The 19,342-nt window shown below is 41.6% G+C and carries 22 protein-coding genes; 18 read left to right on the forward strand and 4 right to left on the reverse strand.

The genetic code is table 11. The annotated features are described in order from the left end of the window. The first annotated feature begins 29 nt into the window (after window positions 1-29). Window positions 30-671 (forward strand): orotate phosphoribosyltransferase, encoded by a 642-nt coding sequence (gene pyrE, locus ACED53_RS05595; protein WP_004735727.1) that lies wholly within the window; start codon window positions 30-32, stop codon window positions 669-671. Between the two features lie 133 nt (window positions 672-804). On the opposite strand, the gene lpxL is transcribed toward pyrE, so the two are convergent. The 3 genes from lpxL to coaBC all read right to left on the reverse strand — a co-directional run bounded on the left by lpxL (window position 805) and on the right by coaBC (window position 3,748). Beyond that, the gene (gene lpxL, locus ACED53_RS05600; RefSeq protein ID WP_017100199.1) at window positions 805-1,755 is read right to left on the reverse strand and encodes an LpxL/LpxP family Kdo(2)-lipid IV(A) lauroyl/palmitoleoyl acyltransferase; all 951 of its coding nucleotides are present in this window, start codon (window positions 1,753-1,755) and stop codon (window positions 805-807) included. A gap of 22 nt (window positions 1,756-1,777) precedes the next feature. Next, a complete protein-coding gene (gene slmA / locus ACED53_RS05605; protein WP_017100198.1) occupies window positions 1,778-2,368 on the reverse strand; it encodes a nucleoid occlusion factor SlmA in 591 nt (196 codons plus the stop codon). A gap of 138 nt (window positions 2,369-2,506) precedes the next feature. Further along, window positions 2,507-3,748, reverse strand: a complete 1,242-nt coding sequence (gene coaBC, locus ACED53_RS05610) for a bifunctional phosphopantothenoylcysteine decarboxylase/phosphopantothenate--cysteine ligase CoaBC (RefSeq protein ID WP_012603037.1) — start codon at window positions 3,746-3,748, stop codon at window positions 2,507-2,509. 223 nt (window positions 3,749-3,971) lie between these two features. On the opposite strand from coaBC, the gene radC reads away from it, so the two are divergent. The 11 genes from radC to ACED53_RS05665 all read left to right on the forward strand — a co-directional run bounded on the left by radC (window position 3,972) and on the right by ACED53_RS05665 (window position 13,245). Further along, a complete protein-coding gene (gene radC, locus ACED53_RS05615) occupies window positions 3,972-4,646 on the forward strand; it encodes a DNA repair protein RadC (protein WP_012603038.1) in 675 nt (224 codons plus the stop codon). A gap of 292 nt (window positions 4,647-4,938) precedes the next feature. Then, window positions 4,939-5,175, forward strand: coding sequence for a 50S ribosomal protein L28 (rpmB, locus tag ACED53_RS05620; protein ID WP_004728407.1), 237 nt, complete (start codon window positions 4,939-4,941; stop codon window positions 5,173-5,175). Window positions 5,176-5,188: 13 nt separating this feature from the next. Then, on the forward strand, window positions 5,189-5,356 hold the full coding sequence (gene rpmG / locus ACED53_RS05625; protein ID WP_002535344.1) for a 50S ribosomal protein L33: 168 nt from the start codon (window positions 5,189-5,191) through the stop codon (window positions 5,354-5,356). 203 nt (window positions 5,357-5,559) lie between these two features. After that, a complete protein-coding gene (locus ACED53_RS05630; RefSeq protein ID WP_017100197.1) occupies window positions 5,560-6,126 on the forward strand; it encodes a hypothetical protein in 567 nt (188 codons plus the stop codon). A gap of 2 nt (window positions 6,127-6,128) precedes the next feature. Further along, window positions 6,129-6,938, forward strand: a complete 810-nt coding sequence (gene mutM / locus ACED53_RS05635; protein WP_017100196.1) for a bifunctional DNA-formamidopyrimidine glycosylase/DNA-(apurinic or apyrimidinic site) lyase — start codon at window positions 6,129-6,131, stop codon at window positions 6,936-6,938. A 101-nt stretch (window positions 6,939-7,039) separates the two neighbouring features. Then, window positions 7,040-8,266, forward strand: coding sequence for an O-antigen ligase (locus ACED53_RS05640; protein ID WP_102579992.1), 1,227 nt, complete (start codon window positions 7,040-7,042; stop codon window positions 8,264-8,266). Between the two features lie 9 nt (window positions 8,267-8,275). Beyond that, a complete protein-coding gene (locus ACED53_RS05645) occupies window positions 8,276-9,226 on the forward strand; it encodes a glycosyl transferase family 90 (protein WP_017100194.1) in 951 nt (316 codons plus the stop codon). Next, on the forward strand, window positions 9,223-10,278 hold the full coding sequence (gene waaF / locus ACED53_RS05650; RefSeq protein WP_017100193.1) for a lipopolysaccharide heptosyltransferase II: 1,056 nt from the start codon (window positions 9,223-9,225) through the stop codon (window positions 10,276-10,278). The genes ACED53_RS05645 and waaF overlap by 4 nt, the downstream gene beginning before the upstream one ends. 13 nt (window positions 10,279-10,291) lie before the next feature. Next, window positions 10,292-11,611 carry a lipid IV(A) 3-deoxy-D-manno-octulosonic acid transferase gene (waaA, locus tag ACED53_RS05655; RefSeq protein WP_017100192.1) on the forward strand — a complete coding sequence of 440 codons (1,320 nt, stop codon included), beginning with the start codon at window positions 10,292-10,294 and terminating at the stop codon, window positions 11,609-11,611. Then, window positions 11,608-12,348: a glycosyltransferase family 25 protein gene (locus ACED53_RS05660; protein ID WP_017097386.1), complete on the forward strand. Its 741-nt coding sequence runs from the start codon at window positions 11,608-11,610 to the stop codon at window positions 12,346-12,348. Before waaA ends, ACED53_RS05660 begins: the two co-directional genes overlap by 4 nt. Before the next feature lie 3 nt (window positions 12,349-12,351). Continuing rightward, window positions 12,352-13,245, forward strand: a complete 894-nt coding sequence (locus tag ACED53_RS05665; RefSeq protein WP_017100191.1) for a hypothetical protein — start codon at window positions 12,352-12,354, stop codon at window positions 13,243-13,245. Between the two features lie 22 nt (window positions 13,246-13,267). On the opposite strand, the gene ACED53_RS05670 is transcribed toward ACED53_RS05665, so the two are convergent. Further along, window positions 13,268-13,972, reverse strand: a complete 705-nt coding sequence (locus tag ACED53_RS05670) for a 3-deoxy-D-manno-octulosonic acid kinase (protein ID WP_017100190.1) — start codon at window positions 13,970-13,972, stop codon at window positions 13,268-13,270. Window positions 13,973-14,043: 71 nt separating this feature from the next. Between ACED53_RS05670 and ACED53_RS05675 the strand changes: the two genes are divergently transcribed. Genes ACED53_RS05675 through ACED53_RS05700 form a run of 6 tightly spaced genes read left to right on the forward strand, consistent with a single transcriptional unit; the run spans window position 14,044 to window position 19,224 of the window. After that, complete coding sequence (locus ACED53_RS05675; protein ID WP_017100189.1) at window positions 14,044-15,144, forward strand: glycosyltransferase family 9 protein; 1,101 nt, start codon at window positions 14,044-14,046, stop codon at window positions 15,142-15,144. Then, entirely contained in the window at window positions 15,137-16,201 is a 1,065-nt protein-coding gene (locus ACED53_RS05680; RefSeq protein ID WP_017100188.1) for a glycosyltransferase family 9 protein, read from the forward strand. Before ACED53_RS05675 ends, ACED53_RS05680 begins: the two co-directional genes overlap by 8 nt. A 9-nt stretch (window positions 16,202-16,210) precedes the next feature. Continuing rightward, window positions 16,211-16,699 (forward strand): pantetheine-phosphate adenylyltransferase, encoded by a 489-nt coding sequence (gene coaD, locus ACED53_RS05685; RefSeq protein ID WP_017100187.1) that lies wholly within the window; start codon window positions 16,211-16,213, stop codon window positions 16,697-16,699. An 18-nt stretch (window positions 16,700-16,717) separates the two neighbouring features. Continuing rightward, window positions 16,718-17,674: a glycosyltransferase gene (locus ACED53_RS05690; protein WP_017100186.1), complete on the forward strand. Its 957-nt coding sequence runs from the start codon at window positions 16,718-16,720 to the stop codon at window positions 17,672-17,674. Continuing rightward, the gene (locus ACED53_RS05695) at window positions 17,664-18,551 is read left to right on the forward strand and encodes a hypothetical protein (protein ID WP_017100185.1); all 888 of its coding nucleotides are present in this window, start codon (window positions 17,664-17,666) and stop codon (window positions 18,549-18,551) included. The genes ACED53_RS05690 and ACED53_RS05695 overlap by 11 nt, the downstream gene beginning before the upstream one ends. 7 nt (window positions 18,552-18,558) lie before the next feature. Then, window positions 18,559-19,224: a CatB-related O-acetyltransferase gene (locus ACED53_RS05700; protein WP_017100184.1), complete on the forward strand. Its 666-nt coding sequence runs from the start codon at window positions 18,559-18,561 to the stop codon at window positions 19,222-19,224. Window positions 19,225-19,342 lie beyond the last annotated feature (118 nt).

A 19,342-nucleotide genomic window follows, 5' to 3' on the forward strand; every position in this document is an offset into this window, starting at 1 on the left:
GTTTTATTGAATAAACGTAGAGGAAAAACATGAAAGCATATCAACGTGAATTTATTGAATTTGCACTAGAGAAAGAAGTACTTAAGTTTGGTGAGTTTACTTTAAAGTCTGGCCGTAAGAGCCCTTACTTCTTTAATGCTGGATTGTTTAATACAGGTCGTGATCTAGCACGCTTAGGTCGCTTCTACGCAGCAGCATTAGCAGATTCAGGTATTGAGTTCGATGTACTATTTGGTCCTGCGTACAAGGGTATCCCAATCGCAACAACAACAGCGGTTGCACTAGCGGATCACCATGATGTGGACACGCCTTACTGCTTCAACCGTAAAGAAGCGAAAAACCACGGTGAAGGTGGCAACCTAGTGGGTAGCGAACTTGAAGGTCGCATCATGTTAGTGGATGACGTGATCACTGCTGGTACTGCGATTCGTGAGTCGATGGAAATCATCCAAGCAAACGGCGCTGATTTAGCGGGTGTGCTTGTTGCTATCGACCGTCAAGAGAAGGGCAAAGGAGAGTTGTCTGCGATTCAAGAAGTTGAGCGTGACTTTGGTTGTGCGATTATCTCAATCGTTAGCCTGACTGACTTGGTTACTTTCCTTGAAGAGAAAGGCACCGACGCAGCACACCTAGAGTCAGTAAAAGCGTACCGAGCTCAATATGGAATCTAATTCGTAAACTGAAGAAGTTGAACCTAATAGTTTAGTGCCTTAGGTTTAGAGCTTAAAAAAGAAAAATGCCCGAGAGATGAAACTCTTTCGGGCATTTTTTTACTTAAATCTTATTGGACAGAACAAGGCTCGCTTACTTGTAACGAATGCCTTTTTCCGCTTCTGGATCTTCCATGGTTTTGAAGCGCTTGTGTAGCCACATCCATTGTTCTGGGGCTCTTAAGATAATCTTCTCAAGATAGCGGTTCATATACGCTGCTGCCGCTTTTTCATCTTTCTGCGGATAGTTATCTTCGATTGATTCGTCGGCCATGATTTCATATTTACCGTCGGCATTTCTAAAGCCAGACCCAATAACGACCGCGCATCGACTGGTGTAAGCTAAAATGCTGGTTCCAGTGGTGGTGCTTGCATCCTCTACTGCAAAGAAAGGTACGAATACAGATTTATTGCGACCGTAGTCATGATCAGGGAGATAGAATAGGCGATCTCCGTTACGCAGAACACGTATCATCTTTTTCACATCTTTACGATCAATAGTCAGATTGCCATTGTGGGTTCGGCCCCAAAACTGAATAAGGTTATATACAGCGTTGTTGTGTGGGCGATACACGCCATATCCATGTTGTCCGAGTACGGCAAAAGCGCGAGCGGTAATTTCAAGGTTGAGAGCGTGCACACAACAAAGTAGAACGCCTTTACCGTTTTTGCTATGCGATCTCATTACTGCAGTATCTTTATCAACCAGCAACATTTTAAATCGCCACGTAGGCCAAAACCAAGTAATGCCGGTTTCAATCAACGCTAATCCAGTATTTTTGAAGTTTTCTTTAACTAATTGATTTATTTCTTCTATGGGCTTTTCAGGAAAGGCTAGCTCCATATTACGAGTTGCAATATCAACCCGTTTTTTACCAAAACGCACGCCTAGTAAGCCAAGTCGCTGCCCTAAGGAGAGCAACACACGGTAAGGTAGCAGGTTAACAATTAGAGCCAACAACCCAAAGCCTAGCCATACGGGCCAGTATTTAGGGTGCAGCAGTAAGAGTGAAAATTCAGGCTTATCATATGTGGTTTTGTTCATATATTTGGCTTAATGCTGATTACTATTCGATTTGTGCACTCAGAAGTGCCCAATACTCTTCAAAGTTCGCTGTCGGTTGATATTTGAAGTCCGAGCGAACAAATCGATTTAAACTTCCTTCAACCTGACCTAACAATTGAGCCGCTAAGATTTTTTCATCAACCGGGAATGACTTCCCTTCGCGAAGCTTTCTTTCTCGTAGAATTTGACGAAGTTGCGTCTCAATACGTTCGAAAAGCTGATTGATGCGATCGCGCAGGCGTTCATTTTCAAACATTAGAGCATGACCAGACAAAATTCGAGTCAGGCCTGGGTTACGTTCTGAGAAAACCAAGATAAGTTGTAGCACTAGGCGTATGCGCTCTAGTGTGTCTTTCTCTTCATCTAGAATACGGTTGATTCGAGACATCAACGCTTCTTCAATGAACTCGATCAAGCCTTCAAACATGCGAGCTTTGCTTGGGAAGTGGCGGTATAACGCAGCTTCAGAAACACCAACTTGCTTGGCCAACTTTACCGTTGTGATACGAGAAGCACCTTCGGTCGATTCCAACATTTGTGCTAGAGCTTGCAGGATTTCTTCACGACGGTTTGATTTTCGAGTACCAGCCATCTATTTACTTCCTTTCCTAAAGATGAGGATTGAGTGAAGCAGGATTATAAACACCATTCAATTCTGTTCCTAGTTTTGTAAGACCTAGGTCAACAGAATCGAGAGGTGTCAGCATATTGTCAGGGTAAAATTGTGCGTTTATACGTCAATAAGCTGTTGGATCTGATTAAGGATCTGGAAACCAAGAGAGTCTTTGCTATCTAGAGGTAGAGATTTATCGCCACCTTTCCAATAAAGGTGCAACTCATTACTACTACTATTAAAGCCTTGGCCTTCGACAGAGACATCGTTAGCACAAATCATATCGAGGTTCTTTCTTTCCAATTTTCCGCGCGCATACTTCTCGACATCTTGAGTTTCTGCTGCGAAGCCGACAGTAAATGGACGATCTTCAGTCATTGAGGCAACGGAAGCCACAATGTCTGGGTTCTTAACCATTTGAATTGTCATGTCATCTTTACCATCGACTTTTTTAAGCTTCTGGTCTGCAATGGTCTCTGGGCGGTAATCGGCAACCGCAGCGCAGCTGATGAAAATATCATGCTGAGCAGCATTGGCATTCACGGCATCAAACATCTGTTGTGCGCTGTCTACATCAATGCGATTAACCTGATTTGGTGTCGCGAGTGATACAGGGCCACTAATTAGAGTTACCGTAGCACCTTGTTTCGCGGCCGCTTCAGCCAGTGCATAGCCCATCTTGCCCGAGCTATGATTGGTAATGTAACGAACTGGGTCGATCGCTTCGCGAGTTGGACCCGCAGTAATTAACACCGAACGACCAGTAAGAGGTTTAGGTTGGAAGAAGTCTTCACAACGATGGACCAGTTGCATTGGCTCTAACATACGCCCCATACCAACATCGCCACAGGCCTGTTCACCAGCTGCCGGGCCCCAGATTTCACATCCACGACGTTTTAGCGTTGCGATGTTCTCTTGAGTTGCAGGGTGGCTGTACATTTGTTGGTTCATTGCTGGGGATACCGCAACTGGCGCATCGGTTGCTAAAACCAAAGTGGTCAGTAGGTCGTTACCCATGCCTGCGGTCATGCGCGCAATAAGGTCTGCGGTTGCGGGTGCTAATAAGACTAGGTCAGCCCATTTCGCCAGTTCGATGTGTCCCATGGAAGCTTCAGCAGCAGGATCAAGTAAACTATCAGACACTGGCCTTCCAGAGACAGCTTGCATGGTGAGAGGAGTAATGAACTCCTTAGCCGCATTAGTCATGACGACTTGTACCTGCGCACCACGTTCGATTAAGCGTCGAGTCAGTTCGGCACATTTATAAGCTGCGATACCACCACTAATGCCAAGTAGGATTTTTTTTCCAGCTAGGCCTTGTTGGTCAGCGTTATCCAGTTGATTAACCAATGTTTGCATGATTCTGTTCCTTAATTTCTCTGGGACTAACGATATCAGAACAAAGGATTAGTGCCTAGAAGCAGAATTGGAACAGGTTTGACACTCATCAAGTTGATGTTATCAAACTTATCAATTACACGGTTTTGCTAGGCATTAGTCTTCTTTATAACGCTGTGGAAGCTCTCCGTAGACAAACGGATTAGGCTGATGGATCGTATTCATCACCTTAGATAGCCTTTATATGCCTATAAGTAAAATGCCTGTTGAGTCGATGCCAAGAGAAAAGTTACTGAGTAGAGGCCCCGACTCCTTAAGTGATGCGGAGTTGTTAGCGATATTTCTTCGAACGGGCACACAAGGAATGAATGTTTTAGAGCTATCAGACAAGTTGATCAAAGATTTTGGTTCGCTTCGCCATCTTTTTTCTGCAACGGAGGCCGAGTTTTGTGCCCATAAAGGGATGGGGCAGGCGAAATATGTCCAGTTGCAGGCTGTTTTGGAGATGACGCAACGTTATTTGGCCGAGACTTTATCTCGAGGGGATGCACTAACTAGCCCAAGTCACACCAAGTTGTATCTTTCGAGTATATTGCGTGATCGCCAGCGAGAAGCCTTCTACATATTGTTCCTAGATAACCAAAACAGAGTAATAAAAGATGAAGTGATGTTTGAAGGAACCATCGATGCAGCATCTGTTTACCCGAGAGAAGTGGTTAAACGGGCACTTCATCATAATGCTGCCGCTTTAATCCTAGCGCACAACCATCCTTCCGGTGTCGCAGAGCCAAGCCAAGCAGATAGGCGAATTACACGTAGATTAACCGACGCATTGGCACTAGTGGACATCCGAATTCTCGACCATTTTGTCGTTGGAGATGGCGAAGTTATCTCTTTTGCAGAGCGCGGATGGATTTGAATCACATTTTAGGTTGTTAGTTGCGTTAAATCTGCTATCATTCCGCCCACATTTTAGAACCTTAAATCAGCTCTGATTACTCAAATAGCTGCCCTGTTCAAAAAAAGATCACGAAATCCTTAAAAAGGATCTGTTCGGGTCTTGAGCAATGCATGTCAAGTTAGTATAATACGCGACCTTTGATAGCCTTGAATGGATTTTCCATTATGGTTTTTACCTCTATTTTCAGAATTGATAGAGAGGTTCGGCCACCAAGGTTGATATCGAGCTGAAACGATTTGGAGAGACATTCATGTCCCGAGTATGTCAAGTAACTGGTAAGCGTCCAGTAACGGGTAACAACCGTTCACACGCACGCAATGCTACCAAGCGTCGTTTTCTGCCGAACCTACAAACTCACCGTTTCTGGGTAGAGAGCGAAAAACGTTTTGTTAAACTACGTCTAACTGCTAAAGGCATGCGTATTATTGATAAGAAAGGCATCGATGCTGTTCTTGTTGATATCCGTGCACGTGGCGAAAACGTTTAAGAGGAATTAAGCAATGGCTAAAGGCATTCGTGAGAAAATCCGTCTAGTATCTTCTGCTGGAACTGGTCACTTCTACACAACTGACAAGAACAAGCGTAACATGCCAGGCAAATTTGAGATCAAAAAGTTTGATCCAGTAGTTCGCCAGCACGTTATGTACAAAGAAGCTAAAATCAAGTAATTGATAGCCCCTTTGTCTCTTCTTTTATAGAAGAATAAATTAAAAACCCAGCTTATAGCTGGGTTTTTTTATATCTAAAATTTGAGTAACTCAATTATTCTTGTTTGATATAGCGTCTGATAGATAGAAAACCGTACAAAATAGAAAGTATTGCCACTTTCACGATATACTGATTACTCAATAGGTTAGATGAGCAGAATCAGATGAGATATCGTGGACGTCGATGGAACAACATACTCATGTTAAGCGTGATCGCTTTTATTGGCGTGTTAAACCTTCCAACTTTGATCAAAACGTACCTTATCGAGCCCGAACCTGAAGTTAAGGTCAGCGGTTCTTATCCTTCTCTTTTAAATCCAGCAGCTGAGCTTCAAGCTTTGCATTTTGCTAATTGGTCAGTTGTAGTAGAAGACGATCATTGGGCTTATCAATTTAAAGACACAGTGCTTCCTCAAACTACCAGTGCACAAGAGCTGTCACAGAGGTGGCAGGAACTTGTGGGCACCGAAATTGACTCTCAAACTTATACCGACCTCTCACCACAATTGAATACCCCGCATACCATTGAGGTTTGGTATCAAGACCAAGAAGAGCCCCAGCGTATTACCTATTATCAATTGCCGGAGTTCTGGTTGTTAAAAAACTGGAATGATCAGTGGTTGGCGGTGTCTATTGAAGAGAGCTACCTGTTTCCAAGTTTTAGCTCGAAACCTTCATTTAAATCAGACAAGCTATCTATATCAGACAAACCATCTCTATCGGACGATTAACTATGCCTGAATTACCCGAAGTTGAAGTAAGCCGCATGGGGATCTCGCCTCATTTAGTTGGCGAGACGATTAAAACGCTTACCTTTCGAACTCCAAAGCTGCGTTGGGAGATCCCACAAGAGCTTAAAAAGTTAGAAGGGCAGATGATTCGCTCGATCTCTCGTCGAGCAAAGTATTTATTGATTGAGACAGATACAGGCACCGCTATTGTACATCTTGGTATGTCTGGTTCACTACGAGTGTTAGATGCAGACTTCCCAGCAGCAAAGCACGATCACGTGGATCTTAAGCTCACCAATGGCAAGGTTCTGCGTTATAACGATCCGCGTCGCTTTGGTGCGTGGTTATGGTCGGCGCCTGATGAGTTACATACTGTATTACTGGGTTCTGGCCCTGAGCCACTAACTGACGACTTCAACGCAGATTACATTGCTGAGAAAGCAGAAAAGCGTAAGGTTGCCGTCAAACAGTTCATTATGGACAACAAAGTCGTGGTCGGTGTCGGAAATATCTACGCCAATGAAGCGCTATTTTCTTCACGTATTAGCCCTTTGCGTCCTGCAAGCAAAGTGACAAAACAAGAGTGGATCTTGTTAACCAAAGAGATCAAACAAGTGCTCGTAACAGCGATCAGGCAGGGCGGAACAACCTTAAAAGACTTTGCCCAAGCGGATGGAAAACCGGGCTATTTCGCTCAAGAGCTACAGGTTTATGGTAAAGCTGGTGAACAGTGTCCTAACTGTGAAGAGCTGATTCAGGAACTTAAAATAGGGCAAAGGAACACGTTTTATTGCTCTCGTTGCCAGGTATAGATGTGTAGGTCTCAATACAGAGGTTGAGATCACTTGAAGCTGTGTCTAGGGCTCTTTATCTGTTAAAATTACCGATACTCTTTTGATTTACAGTTTGAATTATGTCGTCTTCATTTCTAAAGGCAGAGTCTATATCTAGAGCTTTGTTGCTAATTCCTTACCTATGGTTAGCTATTGGTATTATTTGGATGCCTCAGGGCAACAAACCTTTGGTCGCTTTGGTTTTGGTTGCAGCTATCGCCCAGTTAGCGGTAAAGGGCTTTTCTCAGGTTAAAGAAAATCTGAAAACTAATATGTGGTTATGGGGCGTGTGGCTCGCTTTGATGTTCACCATTGTTAGCTACATAACTTATGGGGCAAGTTCTCAAGAATTAAGAGGTTTATTATTGGCACTTGTTTTGCTGATCGTGCTTCCTCAGTCGCATATAGTAGATATTCGTTGGGTTCAATATTTATTATTTTCAGCAGCTTTGGCTTGTTGGGTATTATCTTGTTGGTATTCTATTATCGAACCTACCCCGCGAGGTCATTGGCCGGTGAACCCGATTCCATTAGCTATACACCAAGGCCTCGTTTCTGTGCTTTCCATTGGCGCACTGTTGACGACATTTAAAGGAAAACGAAGCGGTTTACTTACCGTCAGTGCCATCATCTCTGGCTTATCGGTATTGTTAACCCAGTCAAGGGGGGGGATCTTAGCTCTCGCTTGTTGTTACCTTTTGGTGGCGGTTAGTGTTCTCGTTCAAAAAAAGGGCAGTTTTAAAATTATCGTTATATCCTTTTTAGTGCTCTTCGGTTCAGCGTTATTGGCTAAGGATGCACTTATCAAACGATATCAAGAAACGGAGGCCGAATTTTATCAAATGAACCATGGCAATCGAGATACTTCGATTGGTTTAAGGCTACAAATGTACCAAGCAGGTTTGGAGCTCTTTGCTAGTCACCCCGTGTTAGGTCATGGAGAATTCACACGTGAGTATGCAGAAGAGAACCTAACTGGTTATACACCGACCGGCTATCATTTTATCTCACAAGCACATTTACATAATAACTATATTGATAAACTGGCTCGTTCAGGGGTGATCGGTTTTATATTTTTGTTATATTTACTTTTTTACCCAATTTATTTTGGAATAAAAAAGCATCCGCAATGTGTTTGGCTATTGAGCTTACCCGCAATTTATTATGCTTTGACCAGTGTCACCGATTCGCCGTTTAGAAATGGCGACACCACGGTTGCCTATTTGGTTGTGATCGGCACACTCATGCACTATGCAAGTAGGAAGGTTAAGGTTGAAATGCATTACAGTAATGATAACGAAATATAAGCAAGCACGATGAAATTATTCTATTATCTAAAACATGCCTTGCTCTCTGTCGCACCTCGTTTGTACTTTTCAAAACAGTTTGAAAAGCTGGAAAAGTCATATTTTGATCAAGCTGACTATATAAAAACCAGAGTAAATTATTATGTGAAAGGGCTCGGCGACTTTGATAAGGCTAGTCTAAGCTGCGAGATTAATAATTATTCTCGAAAAGGATATACATCTTATTTCTTTGATCTTAAAGAGTTTCTTCATTATTTTCCAAAGTACTTTCGTTTCAGTTACTACTTTGGTGATGAAACGCATATAGAGCCAGTTCCAACTTTATTTAAAGCTCGTCCGATTGATGGGAACAATAGTAACTCTGTACTATTTAAATTAGATAAGCGTCGTCATTTCCGATTCGTGGATGATAGCTTAAGTTTTTCTGATAAAAAAAATATGGCCGTATTTCGTGGTGCTGTGACTCAACCACATAGAATTCGTTTTATGAAAACTCTGTATGGTCATCCACTGATGAATGCAGGTCAATCGAATACTTCAGAGCAAAACCCAGAGTGGCAACAACCATTTATGACAGTCGAAGAGCAGCTTCAGTACAAATTCATTATTTGCCTTGAAGGGAACGATGTTGCATCGAACTTGAAATGGGCAATGTCTTCAAACTCGCTTGTCATTACTCCAAAAATGAAGTTTGAAACGTGGTTTATGGAAGGCACTCTGCAACCCGGCATACACTATGTAGAGGTGAAGGATGATTGGTCGGATTTTGAGCAAAAAATGCAATACTATTTAGACAACCCTAAAGAGTCTGAGCAGATAATCAAAAATGCGCATGAATATCTTGCTCCTTTTCAAGATGAACAATTAGAAAAGTTGGTTTGTATTAAAACACTTGAAGAATATTTTAGACTATCTGGCCAAGCGATTAACGAACACGCTATGAACGAGCAAGACAAATGAAAATTCTGATTATTGGCCCATCATGGGTTGGAGACATGGTAATGTCTCAAGGCTTATATATTGAGTTGCAGAAGCAGTACCCTGACGCAAAAATTGATGTTTTAGCGCCAGCATGGTGTAAGCCTATTTTGGAAAGAATGCCACAAGTCAATCAAGCTCTTGAAATGCCATTAGGACATGGTCAGTTTGATCTGAAGTCTCGTTATAGAATCGGTAAATTATTGAGGGAAGTGCAGTACGACAAAGCGTACGTATTACCCAACTCTGCGAAATCCGCTTTAATTCCCTTGTTTGCACGCGTCCCTGAACGAGTCGGTTGGAAAGGTGAAATGCGTTTTGGTTTGCTTAATGACGTTAGAACCAATAAAAAAGCATTTCAATACATGTTAGAGCGATATGTAGCGTTGGCGCACTCTAAAGCTGAAATGACGGGTAGTGGCTGTTTGGGTGAATTGTCACAATTACCTTTTCCAAGTCTACAAGTTGTCGATTCCAGCCAACAATCAGCTATGGAGCAATTTGGTTTAAATAATCAAAGACCGGTCCTTGGTTTATGTCCTGGTGCTGAGTTTGGCCCGGCGAAACGTTGGCCTGATAATCACTTTGCAACAGCAGCGACAGCGATGATAAAGCAAGGTTACCAAGTGTGGTTGTTTGGCTCAGCTAAAGATCGTGAAGTAACCCAAAAGATAATCGAACAAGTCCCTGTTAATATGCAGCAGCATTGCTTCAATTTAGCTGGAGATACGAGCTTAATTCAGGCCGTAGACTTGATCGGGGCTTGTCGTACTGTCGTTAGCAATGATTCTGGGTTGATGCATGTGGCCGCGGCGGTTGGCTGTAATGTCGTGGCTGTCTATGGCTCTAGCTCACCTAAATATACGCCTCCGCTAACCAACAAACTGGCAATCATCAATACTGATATTGAGTGCCGACCTTGCTTTGAACGAACTTGTCCCAAGCAGCATCTAAAGTGCCTAACTGAGTTAATGCCGAGTAGAGTAATTAGTGCTATTGAGCAGTTTGATGTTATTTCCCAAGGCAAAATATAAATAAGGTCGTTATATGAGCATCGTCGTTCGTTGGGCCTATACCGCGCTACTTTTCTTTGTTAGCCCTATTCTGCTTTGGGGCTTATATCGCTCCAAAGCAAACAAACCGCCTTTTGGTCATCGCTGGAAAGAGCATTTCGGATTTACACCGCCGATTAAGAATAGACCGTCGGGTGTGATTTGGATTCATGCCGTTTCAGTAGGGGAGGTGCTGGCGAGTAAAAAGTTAGTTGAACAACTGGCGATACAAAACCCAGATAAAAGAATACTGATCACTACAACAACGAGTACAGGCGCTGAGCAGGTAGAAAAGATGAGTGGTTCGATTAGCCACCGCTATATGCCTATTGATTTTGGTTGGTGTGTTCAAGGTTTTATCAACCGCATTCAGCCAGATAACATGCTCATTATTGAAACGGAATTATGGCCAAACACCATTAACACCGTTGCTAAAAATGATATTCCGATGATATTAGTTAATGGACGATTATCAGAAAAATCAGTCAGTAATTATCAAAAAATGAGTTCGTTAATTTATCCGACAATCTCTAAGTTAAGCTTAATGTTGACGGTACACTCTGATGATAAATCTCGATTTGAGTTGCTAGGTGCGCCGAGCGAAAAAGTCATTGTCACAGGCTCAATTAAGTACGATGTGTCGATTGATAATAATATAATCGCACAAGGCGAGAATCTTAAAGATATTTTGGGACAGGGTAGGCAGATTGTTGTCGCCGCGAGCACTCATGCGGGCGAAGATGAACAAATTTTTAGAGCTTACCAACAAGCCAAAATCCAACTGCCAGAATTGCTGTTAGTGATAGTGCCTCGTCATCCTGAACGGTTTGATTCGGTTGCTGAATTGGCCAAAAACCAAGATTTACTTTTAGTGCGTCGAACCGAAGTTGTTGACGACGTACCGCTTGATGTTGATGTCTACCTAGGGGATACGATGGGAGAGCTTATGGTTATGCTTTCTGCGAGTGATCTTGTTTTTATGGGAGGAAGCCTACTTGGAAAGAAAGTAGGAGGGCATAACTTCATCGAACCGGCGCTGCTTCAAAAATACTGCTTAACAGGGCCGAGCTACTTCAATTTTTCCGATCTAGCGAATCAATTGATCGAGTCAAGCGCATTGTCTGTTGTAGCCGATGAGAATGAGCTTGCTTTACAAATGATCAGTGCATTATCCAAGCCTAAAGAGTTAATTGAAAAAGGGCGAATAGGCTATGGTATAGTTCAACAGAATCAAGGTGCGTTACAACAAACACTCCAATTGATACATCATTCAGCCACCAACAATCAGTCAACCAATATTGAGACATCACCATGATCAAAACTTTTGTTATTCATGTAAGCAAAGGCTACGAAGAACGTAGAAAACATATAGATAAGCACCTGCCAGAAGTGGGCATCACTGATTACGAATATATGTTAGCTGGTGATATCGATGATCTATCTGATGACGTTAGAAATGGTTTTTTTGACGACTCACTGAGGCTTCCCGAGAAATCTTGCTTTTATAAGCACTACTTAGTGATGAAAAAAGTCGTAGAAGAACAAATTCCACAAGTATTAGTGCTAGAAGATGATGCTTTTTTAAATAGCGATTTTATTGAGCAACTAGAAGCTTTCCAAAATGAACTTCGTGGTGAAGAAAAGTATCTTGTAAATATTGAAGAGGCATCGAGCTTAGTACCTGCATCAGTAAGAGTTCCAAATCAACATCTGTACTTGTGTAAAACGAACAAGCTTACTGGTGGTTTGCTTTATGATCTTAGTTTTGCTCGTGCAATGGTAGAGCATATGGAAAGCAATATAACTGACGCACCTATTGATGGTTATATTGGTAATGAGCGAACGACATTAGAGTACAATATTTTTTGGACACACCCACCTTTGGTTCGTCAGGGCAGTAAAACCGGTGCATTTGATAGTGAGTTGAGTGGTAGAACCTCAGGACTTTATGCGACGGTTAGAAGTTGGTTTAAAGAGGGATACCGAACTCATGTTCGAAGCCATGTCAGCAGCAAGCACAAAGCACTTTTTAAAAATATTACGAAGTACTAAATTATGAAATCAGAATTGGCTAAAAAACACTTAACATTTGTCATTTATGGCAATGATAGAACTTACTATCAAGGCGCAAGATTTTGCATTTTGTCTTTTTTAGCCAATTGGGTTGAGGCAAATGGAACTAGGCCTGAAATTTCTGTTCTAGCAGAAGAGCCTGAGCACTTCGCTAATATGCCAATTAAAGTGTTTCCGATATCGCCAGCTCAAAAGGCTGAATGGAGTCTAGACAATACTTATCACTTCAGAATCAAGAACCGCGGCTTAAAATATCTTTGTGATAATTTAGAGTTGAGCCCTGAAGATAAACTGCTTTTTTTAGATACAGATACGTACTTTAACGTGCCAACAAACGTTTATTTCGACTCTATATCGGATAAAAACGCGTTACTGTTTTGCTCAGAAGTGAATATCAATACCTTACCAAGCACCAATGAATACGCACATATCCGAGATAGAGATATAAAACTCATGGATGGCAGTGTTTATCGCACTAATCCAGACTCAGTTATGTGGGCGTCGGCAGTCATTGGCATTTCAGGGAAGCACGTGTCGGCTTTTGATGAGGCCGATGTGTTGATCCAAGCGTTACGTCAAGAGGGCTGTGAGGCACATACTTTAGAACAGTTTGCGTTATCTGAAGCGCTCTCTACACAGGTGAAGATAGAACCAGCGAAAGCTTGGCTCAATCACTATTCAACGAGTGGACGAAAAGACTGGGCAAGAACGGTGTTGGAACAGTTCTTCGAAGCGCATGGAGATAAGCCGTTTGAAGAGCAAATACGCTTAGCTAAAGATGTGTCCTTCAAACGTCCTCTTGCTGAAGTGATTCGAGGGCATATCTATAAAAAGAAAAAGAAAATTCGTAAGTTCTTTGGTTTGAAAGAAGAATAAATCACAGGCCGTTCAAGGGTACTCAGTTTGTGTACCCTTGTTCAATTTGTGAAAAATCAAAGTAATTAGCATCAATTTTTCCTAAGCGAACTTCTTTTTCGAATGAGCGCTCGAGTCGCTTTAAATTACTCTCTTTCCAGTTGCTGCCTGTCTGTGTTAAGCATTTATCAAAATCGATAATCCAAACTTTACCTGCTTTATCAATGAGAATGTTATGAATATTGAGGTCGGTATGATTGACCCCGGCATCGTGCATTTTTCGAATTTGATGACCAATATCGTTGAAATGGGAATCGGATAGTTTTTTGTTTGACAGTATCTTTACTAAGTCTTCTGCGTCGGAAATCTTTTCAATTAAGATATCGGCTTTGTAAACGAACCCTTCTCGCGATACCTTTGCAGCAACTGGGCTTGGGACATTAACGTTATGTTTAGCTAGAAGCTCAAGTAACATTAACTCTTGGTATGCTCGTGAGTTCTCTAATCCAGTAAATAAATAGCTGTCTCTAACTAGCTTTCCAAACAAGCCGCCGCGATGATAATGTCGAAGAGCGAAATCGCTTTTTTCTCCCTTAACAAACCATGTTGTTCCTCTACCTTGAGCGTGCCCCAGTATTGCTTGATTTGCCTTCCAATAATCCACAGAAAAAGCCAATTCAACGTCTTCGGTGAGTAACTTAGGGTTATACCAGTACGTTGTTTTATGGATTTGCTTTGTTGTAAACATGAATCACTGTCTCGTATTGGGGAGTTTATGGCATACTTGGTAGAACAGTATATCAAACGCCGAACAGATTAATGAACGATTCATGTAGTTACCAAAAAATATTAGTTGTTGCCACTCATTGCATTGGTGATAGTTTGTTGATCTCTGCTTTTACCCATAGTCTGAGAAAAGCGTTTCCGACCGCCACAATAGATGTTTTAGTGAATGCTAGAGGGGAGATGGTTTTTGGTACCAATCCAGACGTTGACTCTTTAGTTGAAATTCCGCCAAGAGCATCCGTTAAGGACTATTACCGAATTTTAAAAACGCATGGTCGATATGATTTAGTCGTCAATGAAATGCTTAATGATAGAACCGCTATCTATAGTTTTATCTTTGGCAAGAAAAGACTTGGTGCAATTGATGAATCGCTTTCTGGCGCCTGGGTTAAAAAGTTAATTTATACTCATTACATTAAAGAACAACATCGCTTTGAGCATAAAATGAGTCGCGTTGCTCGTATGCTGGATACCATAGATGTTAATTGTATTGCACGGCTTGTATCTCCCGAAGAGTTATTACCTTCAGCGGTTCAAAAGAGATTGCCATCAAACTACATTGTTGTGCATGCGCCATCCTCCAACGAAATTAAGCAGTGGCCAGTTTCGTATTGGGTTGAAGTCATCAATCGTCTGATATCTTCAGGTTATAATATTGTCTTATCTGGCGCTAAATTAGAACGAGACGAGACCATTGTTGAACAAATCATTAGCCAAGTTCCTGAATCGAATCAACTGGTCAGTGTTTTGGGGGAATTATCATTAGCTCAAACTTCGGTATTAATAAAACACAGTGATGGTTTTGTTGGACCTGATAGTGGCCCGGGTCACCTCGCATCAGGTTACTCTATCCCAATTGTATCTATTATTAGCGTGGCGCCAGCAAGCATGTGGTCACCTTGGCCATATGAAGAGCCAATTGATGTAACGAACAATTTATACAGCAATGGTGTTCGCTCCCAAAGAGTCGCCAATATTAGACTTGTGCAATCTGAACGTAACTGCGTCCCTTGCTATAAAAACAGATGTCAGATTAGCGATGATGTCTATTCGCCATGCCTTCAAGATATCAAGCCAGATAACGTTGTTTCTGCTGTTCTAGAAATGATGCCATTGGAATCGATCAATGAATAACGCTCTTTCTGCTCCAAAATCTATTTGTATTCTGCGTTTATCTGCCATTGGTGACGTTTGTCATGCCCTTTCTGTGGTGCAACTTATTCAAGCTACCTATCCAGAATGTCAGATCACGTGGGTGATGGGAAAAATCGAAGCTCAATTACTTGGTGATATACCTGGAATTCAAGTTGTCGTGTTTGATAAAAAACGCGGCCTAAAAGGAATGAAAGAAGTATGGGGATCCCTGCGTCCAACTCGGTTCGATTATTTACTGCATATGCAAGTTGCATTAAGAGCCAGCCTGTTAACGATCGGAGTAAAGGCAAAAGTAAAACTTGGTTTTAGTTGGACACGTGCCAAAGAGGGGCAGTGGCTCTTTACCAACCGCAAGCTACCAAAAACGGACGCATCTCATGTGTTAGATAATTTCTCTGAATTTGCTTACTTTTTGGGGTGTTCCAAACAGGTGCCGACATGGGATCTTGCTTTGTCTGATGAAGATCAAAGACTATCGATGGAGCTTGCGCATGAGCCGTATATTGTTATTAGCCCTGCCGCGAGTAAAGATGAGAGAAACTGGTTAGTTGAGCGCTATGCCGCTGTCGCCGATCACGCTTATCAGTTAGGCTTTAAAGTGGTTTTTTGTGGTGCTCCAACGGATAGAGAGCGCAATTTAACCGACAATATCTCTCAGCACATGACATCACCTTGTATTAACTTAGTAGGCTCAACCTCGTTAAAGCAGCTTACCGCAGTGATTGATAAATCCAGTGTAGTGATCGCTCCTGATTCAGGGCCAGCACACATCGCGACGACCCAAGGTGTCCCCGTGATTGGTTTGTATGCGCACAGTAACCCAATGCGCACTGGGCCTTACCATAGTTTAGACAATGTGGTTTCTGTTTATGAACAGATTGCTGAAGAGCAACACGGCAAAGCGGTTAGCGATCTTCCATGGGGAACCCGAGTAAAAGGAAAAGATCTTATGGCCCTTATTTCTACAGAATCGGTGATTGAGCAGCTAGAGCGTGTATTAGGCCGATTGAAAAACAAGAAAACATCCAGTGAATAAAGGAATGTCATGAAAATAGCAATTTACCCAGGTACTTTTGATCCAGTGACTAACGGCCACTATGACTTAATTAAACGTGCCGCATGTATGTTTGAAAAGCTTGTCATTGGTGTCGCAGAGAGCCCAAGCAAAGCCACCTTATTTAGCTTAGATGAGCGTGTGGCCTTATTGCGAGAAACTTGCGATGAATTACCTAATGTCTCCGTCGAGGGTTTTAGCGGCTTGCTAGTTGATTTTGCGACCGAGCAGAATGCCTCAATTTTGGTGCGTGGCTTAAGAACGACAATGGACTTTGAGTATGAATTTGGTTTGACGACAATGTATCGTCGGTTGAAACCAGAATTAGAGAGCCTGTTTTTGACACCTTCAGAAGAGTTTGCTTTTTTATCATCAACACTGGTTCGTGAAGTTGCTATTCATGGTGGAGATATAGAGCAATTTGTTCCAGAGTGTGTCCATCAAGCAGTTGTCGCTAAAGTAAAAGCTTCTAAAAATTAAGTGATTATGAATATTCTAATGTATACAAGAGCCACGTTACCTGTGGTGAATTATGGTGGAACCGAACGAGTCATTTGGGACTTAGTTTATGCTTTGCATCTTGCCGGGCACCGAGTGACTCTGCTCGCTGGCAAAGGCACAAAGTGTGATTGGGCGAGAGTTATAGAGTATCAACCGAATGTACCACTGCAAAGTCAGCTTCCAAATGATATTGATGTTGTACATTTCCACTCTGATTTAGAGCCTATCTCTTATCCCTACATTTTAACTCAGCATGGTAATTCAGACGGCCCTATTGACCCTAATACCGTCTTTGTTTCATCTCAGCATGCAAAAAATCATGGTGCACAGGCTTATGTTTACAATGGCTTGAATTGGGACAACTACCAAAAGCCTAACTTTAATTTGAAACGAGAGCGTTTCCATTTCCTTGGGAAAGCGGCGTGGCGAGTTAAAAATGTTCAAGGTGCCATTGATATTACCAAGAAAGCGGGTCAGCAGCTTGATGTCTTGGGTGGCCATCGATTGAACCTAAAAATGGGTTTTAGGTTAACGCTAGATCGTCATGTTCGTTTTTTAGGGATGGTGGACGATACAACGAAATCTCAGATCATGACTCAGTCAAAAGGTCTGATATTCCCCGTGACTTGGCATGAACCGTTTGGCTTAGCGATTACAGAGAGTTTGTATTTTGGTTGTCCAGTGTTTGGTACACCCTATGGATCACTGCCGGAATTAGTTTCTAGTGAGGTAGGTCTTTTATCGAGCTGTGAACAAGATCTCGTAGAAGGAATATTAAACTCAGATACCTATGATTCAGCTCGTTGTAATGAATACGCGAGAGATCAATTCAATGCAGCGGTTATGGCTGAAAAGTATGTTACCTACTACGAGAAGGTCGTTGAAGGTAATAAAGCCAATAGTGCATTAGGAAGTATTGTCGAGTCTTTTAAAAGGTTGCCTTATGAACGATAAATTGAAGCAAAAACTGGTTTTTGTAGGCTATAAGCAACAGTATGAAAAACTAGAAATTGACGTCCTATCGTCTGATTATGAAAAGCATCATATCTTCTTAAGCAAGTGGTTAGTGAAATTAATTTCCTTTTTATTTTTCTATAGTAAAAAACACTATCATGAGGCTTATGGAGCGATCATAAGACGAAAAATAAAGGCACTCAATGGCTTCGATGTCATATTCACTACCGACTCTTTGAGAGACATTAAGTCAATATCAAAGGTTAGTGGGAGGAAGATTATTCTTTTTAGGAATATTACAGATGGGAGCTTGAACCATCTTTTAGATGATTTTGAAATATATACGTTTGATGAGGGTGATGCAAAAAAATACAACTTTAAGCATGCTTATTCTCCGATGCCTCAACTAAAAATTATTGATGAGATAGCAAAATCCTCTGATTACGATGTGTCTTTTGTGGGGGTGGATAAAGGAAGGAAAGAAAAGGTTCAAAAAATAAAAGAGGCATTGGGTGATCTTAAGTGCAACTTTATTGTTTTTGACAAAAAACCGTCTTATTCCTATGTTGAATACCTAACCGTGATGCTCAATACCAAATGTGTATTGGAAATGGTTCTTGATGGACAGACGTCTGATACTATGAGGGTGAAAGAAGCGCTATACGCAAGAAAGAAAGTCATCACTAATAATACGAGTCTTTATAATCACCCTTTGTACTCAAAAAATAACTTTCTGATATTCGATTCTCTAAGTGAACTTGCCAGTAATATTGAAGGCTTTATGTCTAGCGAGTTTGACGAATCAGTTTTGATTAAGCTTGAAGATTACACAGTTGATGGTTTTTATCACAAACTCCTATCTGGTAATGGCGAATAGACTCATTATGAAAAAAATCATACGCAAGATTAAGAAGCTAATATTCATTCGTGATCAAAAAAAACAGAAGAACTTCCTTTCTCGAAAATCAAACTTTACAGACACTCAATTTGAAGGCTGTAACTCTGTAGCAAGCGATTGTGATGTGAATGCTTCATATATTGGCTTCGGTACTTATATTGATACTCATTGTAATATGAACAATGTCAAAATAGGTCGTTTTTGCTCGATTGCTAATAATGTGAAAATTGTCCTAAATAACCACCCGGTCAATGATTATGTGTCGACTCACCCTTGCTTTCATCGAGCAGATCATCGATTGATGCAGAAACAAGGATTGGATTTTAACAAAGGTACTATTTACTCGCATACCAAGTATGTTGAAGAGCATTACCAAGTTGTTGTTGGATCCGATGTTTGGATTGGTGAAGACGTGAAAATATTCCCAGGAGTGGCTATCGGGCATGGTGCAGTGATTGCAACAGGTTCTATTGTGACCAAAGATGTAGAAGCATTCAGCATTGTGGGTGGTGTTCCAGCGAAGGAAATTAAGAAGCGCTTTACTGAAGAGGAAAGGGAAGCTCTTTTAATGGAACAGTGGTGGGAATGGCCACTTGAAAAATCAAAAAGCATCAAGGTGCCTTTATTAACATCAAAGATTTTAAGTTATTGATTAGTTAGAAACTCCTAACTAATCAATCGAGTCTATATGCCTACGTGTAGGTTTATACCCATACCCTATCTGGCAGGGTAGTTGTCACTGTTAAAATTTAACCAGTTTGGGCGATAAA

Origin of the sequence: Vibrio sp. 1F169, assembly GCF_041439605.1 — a bacterium.
GTDB classification, from domain to species: Bacteria; Pseudomonadota; Gammaproteobacteria; order Enterobacterales; family Vibrionaceae; genus Vibrio; species Vibrio tasmaniensis_A.

Bases quoted from the DNA above. Each gene is read 5' to 3' on its own strand.
- pyrE (WP_004735727.1), top strand. From the start codon at position 30: ATGAAAGCATATCAACGTGAATTTATTGAATTTGCACTAGAGAAAGAA.
- lpxL (WP_017100199.1), bottom strand. From the start codon at position 1,755: ATGAACAAAACCACATATGATAAGCCTGAATTTTCACTCTTACTGCTG.
- slmA (WP_017100198.1), bottom strand. From the start codon at position 2,368: ATGGCTGGTACTCGAAAATCAAACCGTCGTGAAGAAATCCTGCAAGCT.
- coaBC (WP_012603037.1), bottom strand. From the start codon at position 3,748: ATGCAAACATTGGTTAATCAACTGGATAACGCTGACCAACAAGGCCTA.
- radC (WP_012603038.1), top strand. From the start codon at position 3,972: ATGCCTATAAGTAAAATGCCTGTTGAGTCGATGCCAAGAGAAAAGTTA.
- rpmB (WP_004728407.1), top strand. From the start codon at position 4,939: ATGTCCCGAGTATGTCAAGTAACTGGTAAGCGTCCAGTAACGGGTAAC.
- rpmG (WP_002535344.1), top strand. From the start codon at position 5,189: ATGGCTAAAGGCATTCGTGAGAAAATCCGTCTAGTATCTTCTGCTGGA.
- ACED53_RS05630 (WP_017100197.1), top strand. From the start codon at position 5,560: ATGAGATATCGTGGACGTCGATGGAACAACATACTCATGTTAAGCGTG.
- mutM (WP_017100196.1), top strand. From the start codon at position 6,129: ATGCCTGAATTACCCGAAGTTGAAGTAAGCCGCATGGGGATCTCGCCT.
- ACED53_RS05640 (WP_102579992.1), top strand. From the start codon at position 7,040: ATGTCGTCTTCATTTCTAAAGGCAGAGTCTATATCTAGAGCTTTGTTG.
- ACED53_RS05645 (WP_017100194.1), top strand. From the start codon at position 8,276: ATGAAATTATTCTATTATCTAAAACATGCCTTGCTCTCTGTCGCACCT.
- waaF (WP_017100193.1), top strand. From the start codon at position 9,223: ATGAAAATTCTGATTATTGGCCCATCATGGGTTGGAGACATGGTAATG.
- waaA (WP_017100192.1), top strand. From the start codon at position 10,292: ATGAGCATCGTCGTTCGTTGGGCCTATACCGCGCTACTTTTCTTTGTT.
- ACED53_RS05660 (WP_017097386.1), top strand. From the start codon at position 11,608: ATGATCAAAACTTTTGTTATTCATGTAAGCAAAGGCTACGAAGAACGT.
- ACED53_RS05665 (WP_017100191.1), top strand. From the start codon at position 12,352: ATGAAATCAGAATTGGCTAAAAAACACTTAACATTTGTCATTTATGGC.
- ACED53_RS05670 (WP_017100190.1), bottom strand. From the start codon at position 13,972: ATGTTTACAACAAAGCAAATCCATAAAACAACGTACTGGTATAACCCT.
- ACED53_RS05675 (WP_017100189.1), top strand. From the start codon at position 14,044: ATGAACGATTCATGTAGTTACCAAAAAATATTAGTTGTTGCCACTCAT.
- ACED53_RS05680 (WP_017100188.1), top strand. From the start codon at position 15,137: ATGAATAACGCTCTTTCTGCTCCAAAATCTATTTGTATTCTGCGTTTA.
- coaD (WP_017100187.1), top strand. From the start codon at position 16,211: ATGAAAATAGCAATTTACCCAGGTACTTTTGATCCAGTGACTAACGGC.
- ACED53_RS05690 (WP_017100186.1), top strand. From the start codon at position 16,718: ATGTATACAAGAGCCACGTTACCTGTGGTGAATTATGGTGGAACCGAA.
- ACED53_RS05695 (WP_017100185.1), top strand. From the start codon at position 17,664: ATGAACGATAAATTGAAGCAAAAACTGGTTTTTGTAGGCTATAAGCAA.
- ACED53_RS05700 (WP_017100184.1), top strand. From the start codon at position 18,559: ATGAAAAAAATCATACGCAAGATTAAGAAGCTAATATTCATTCGTGAT.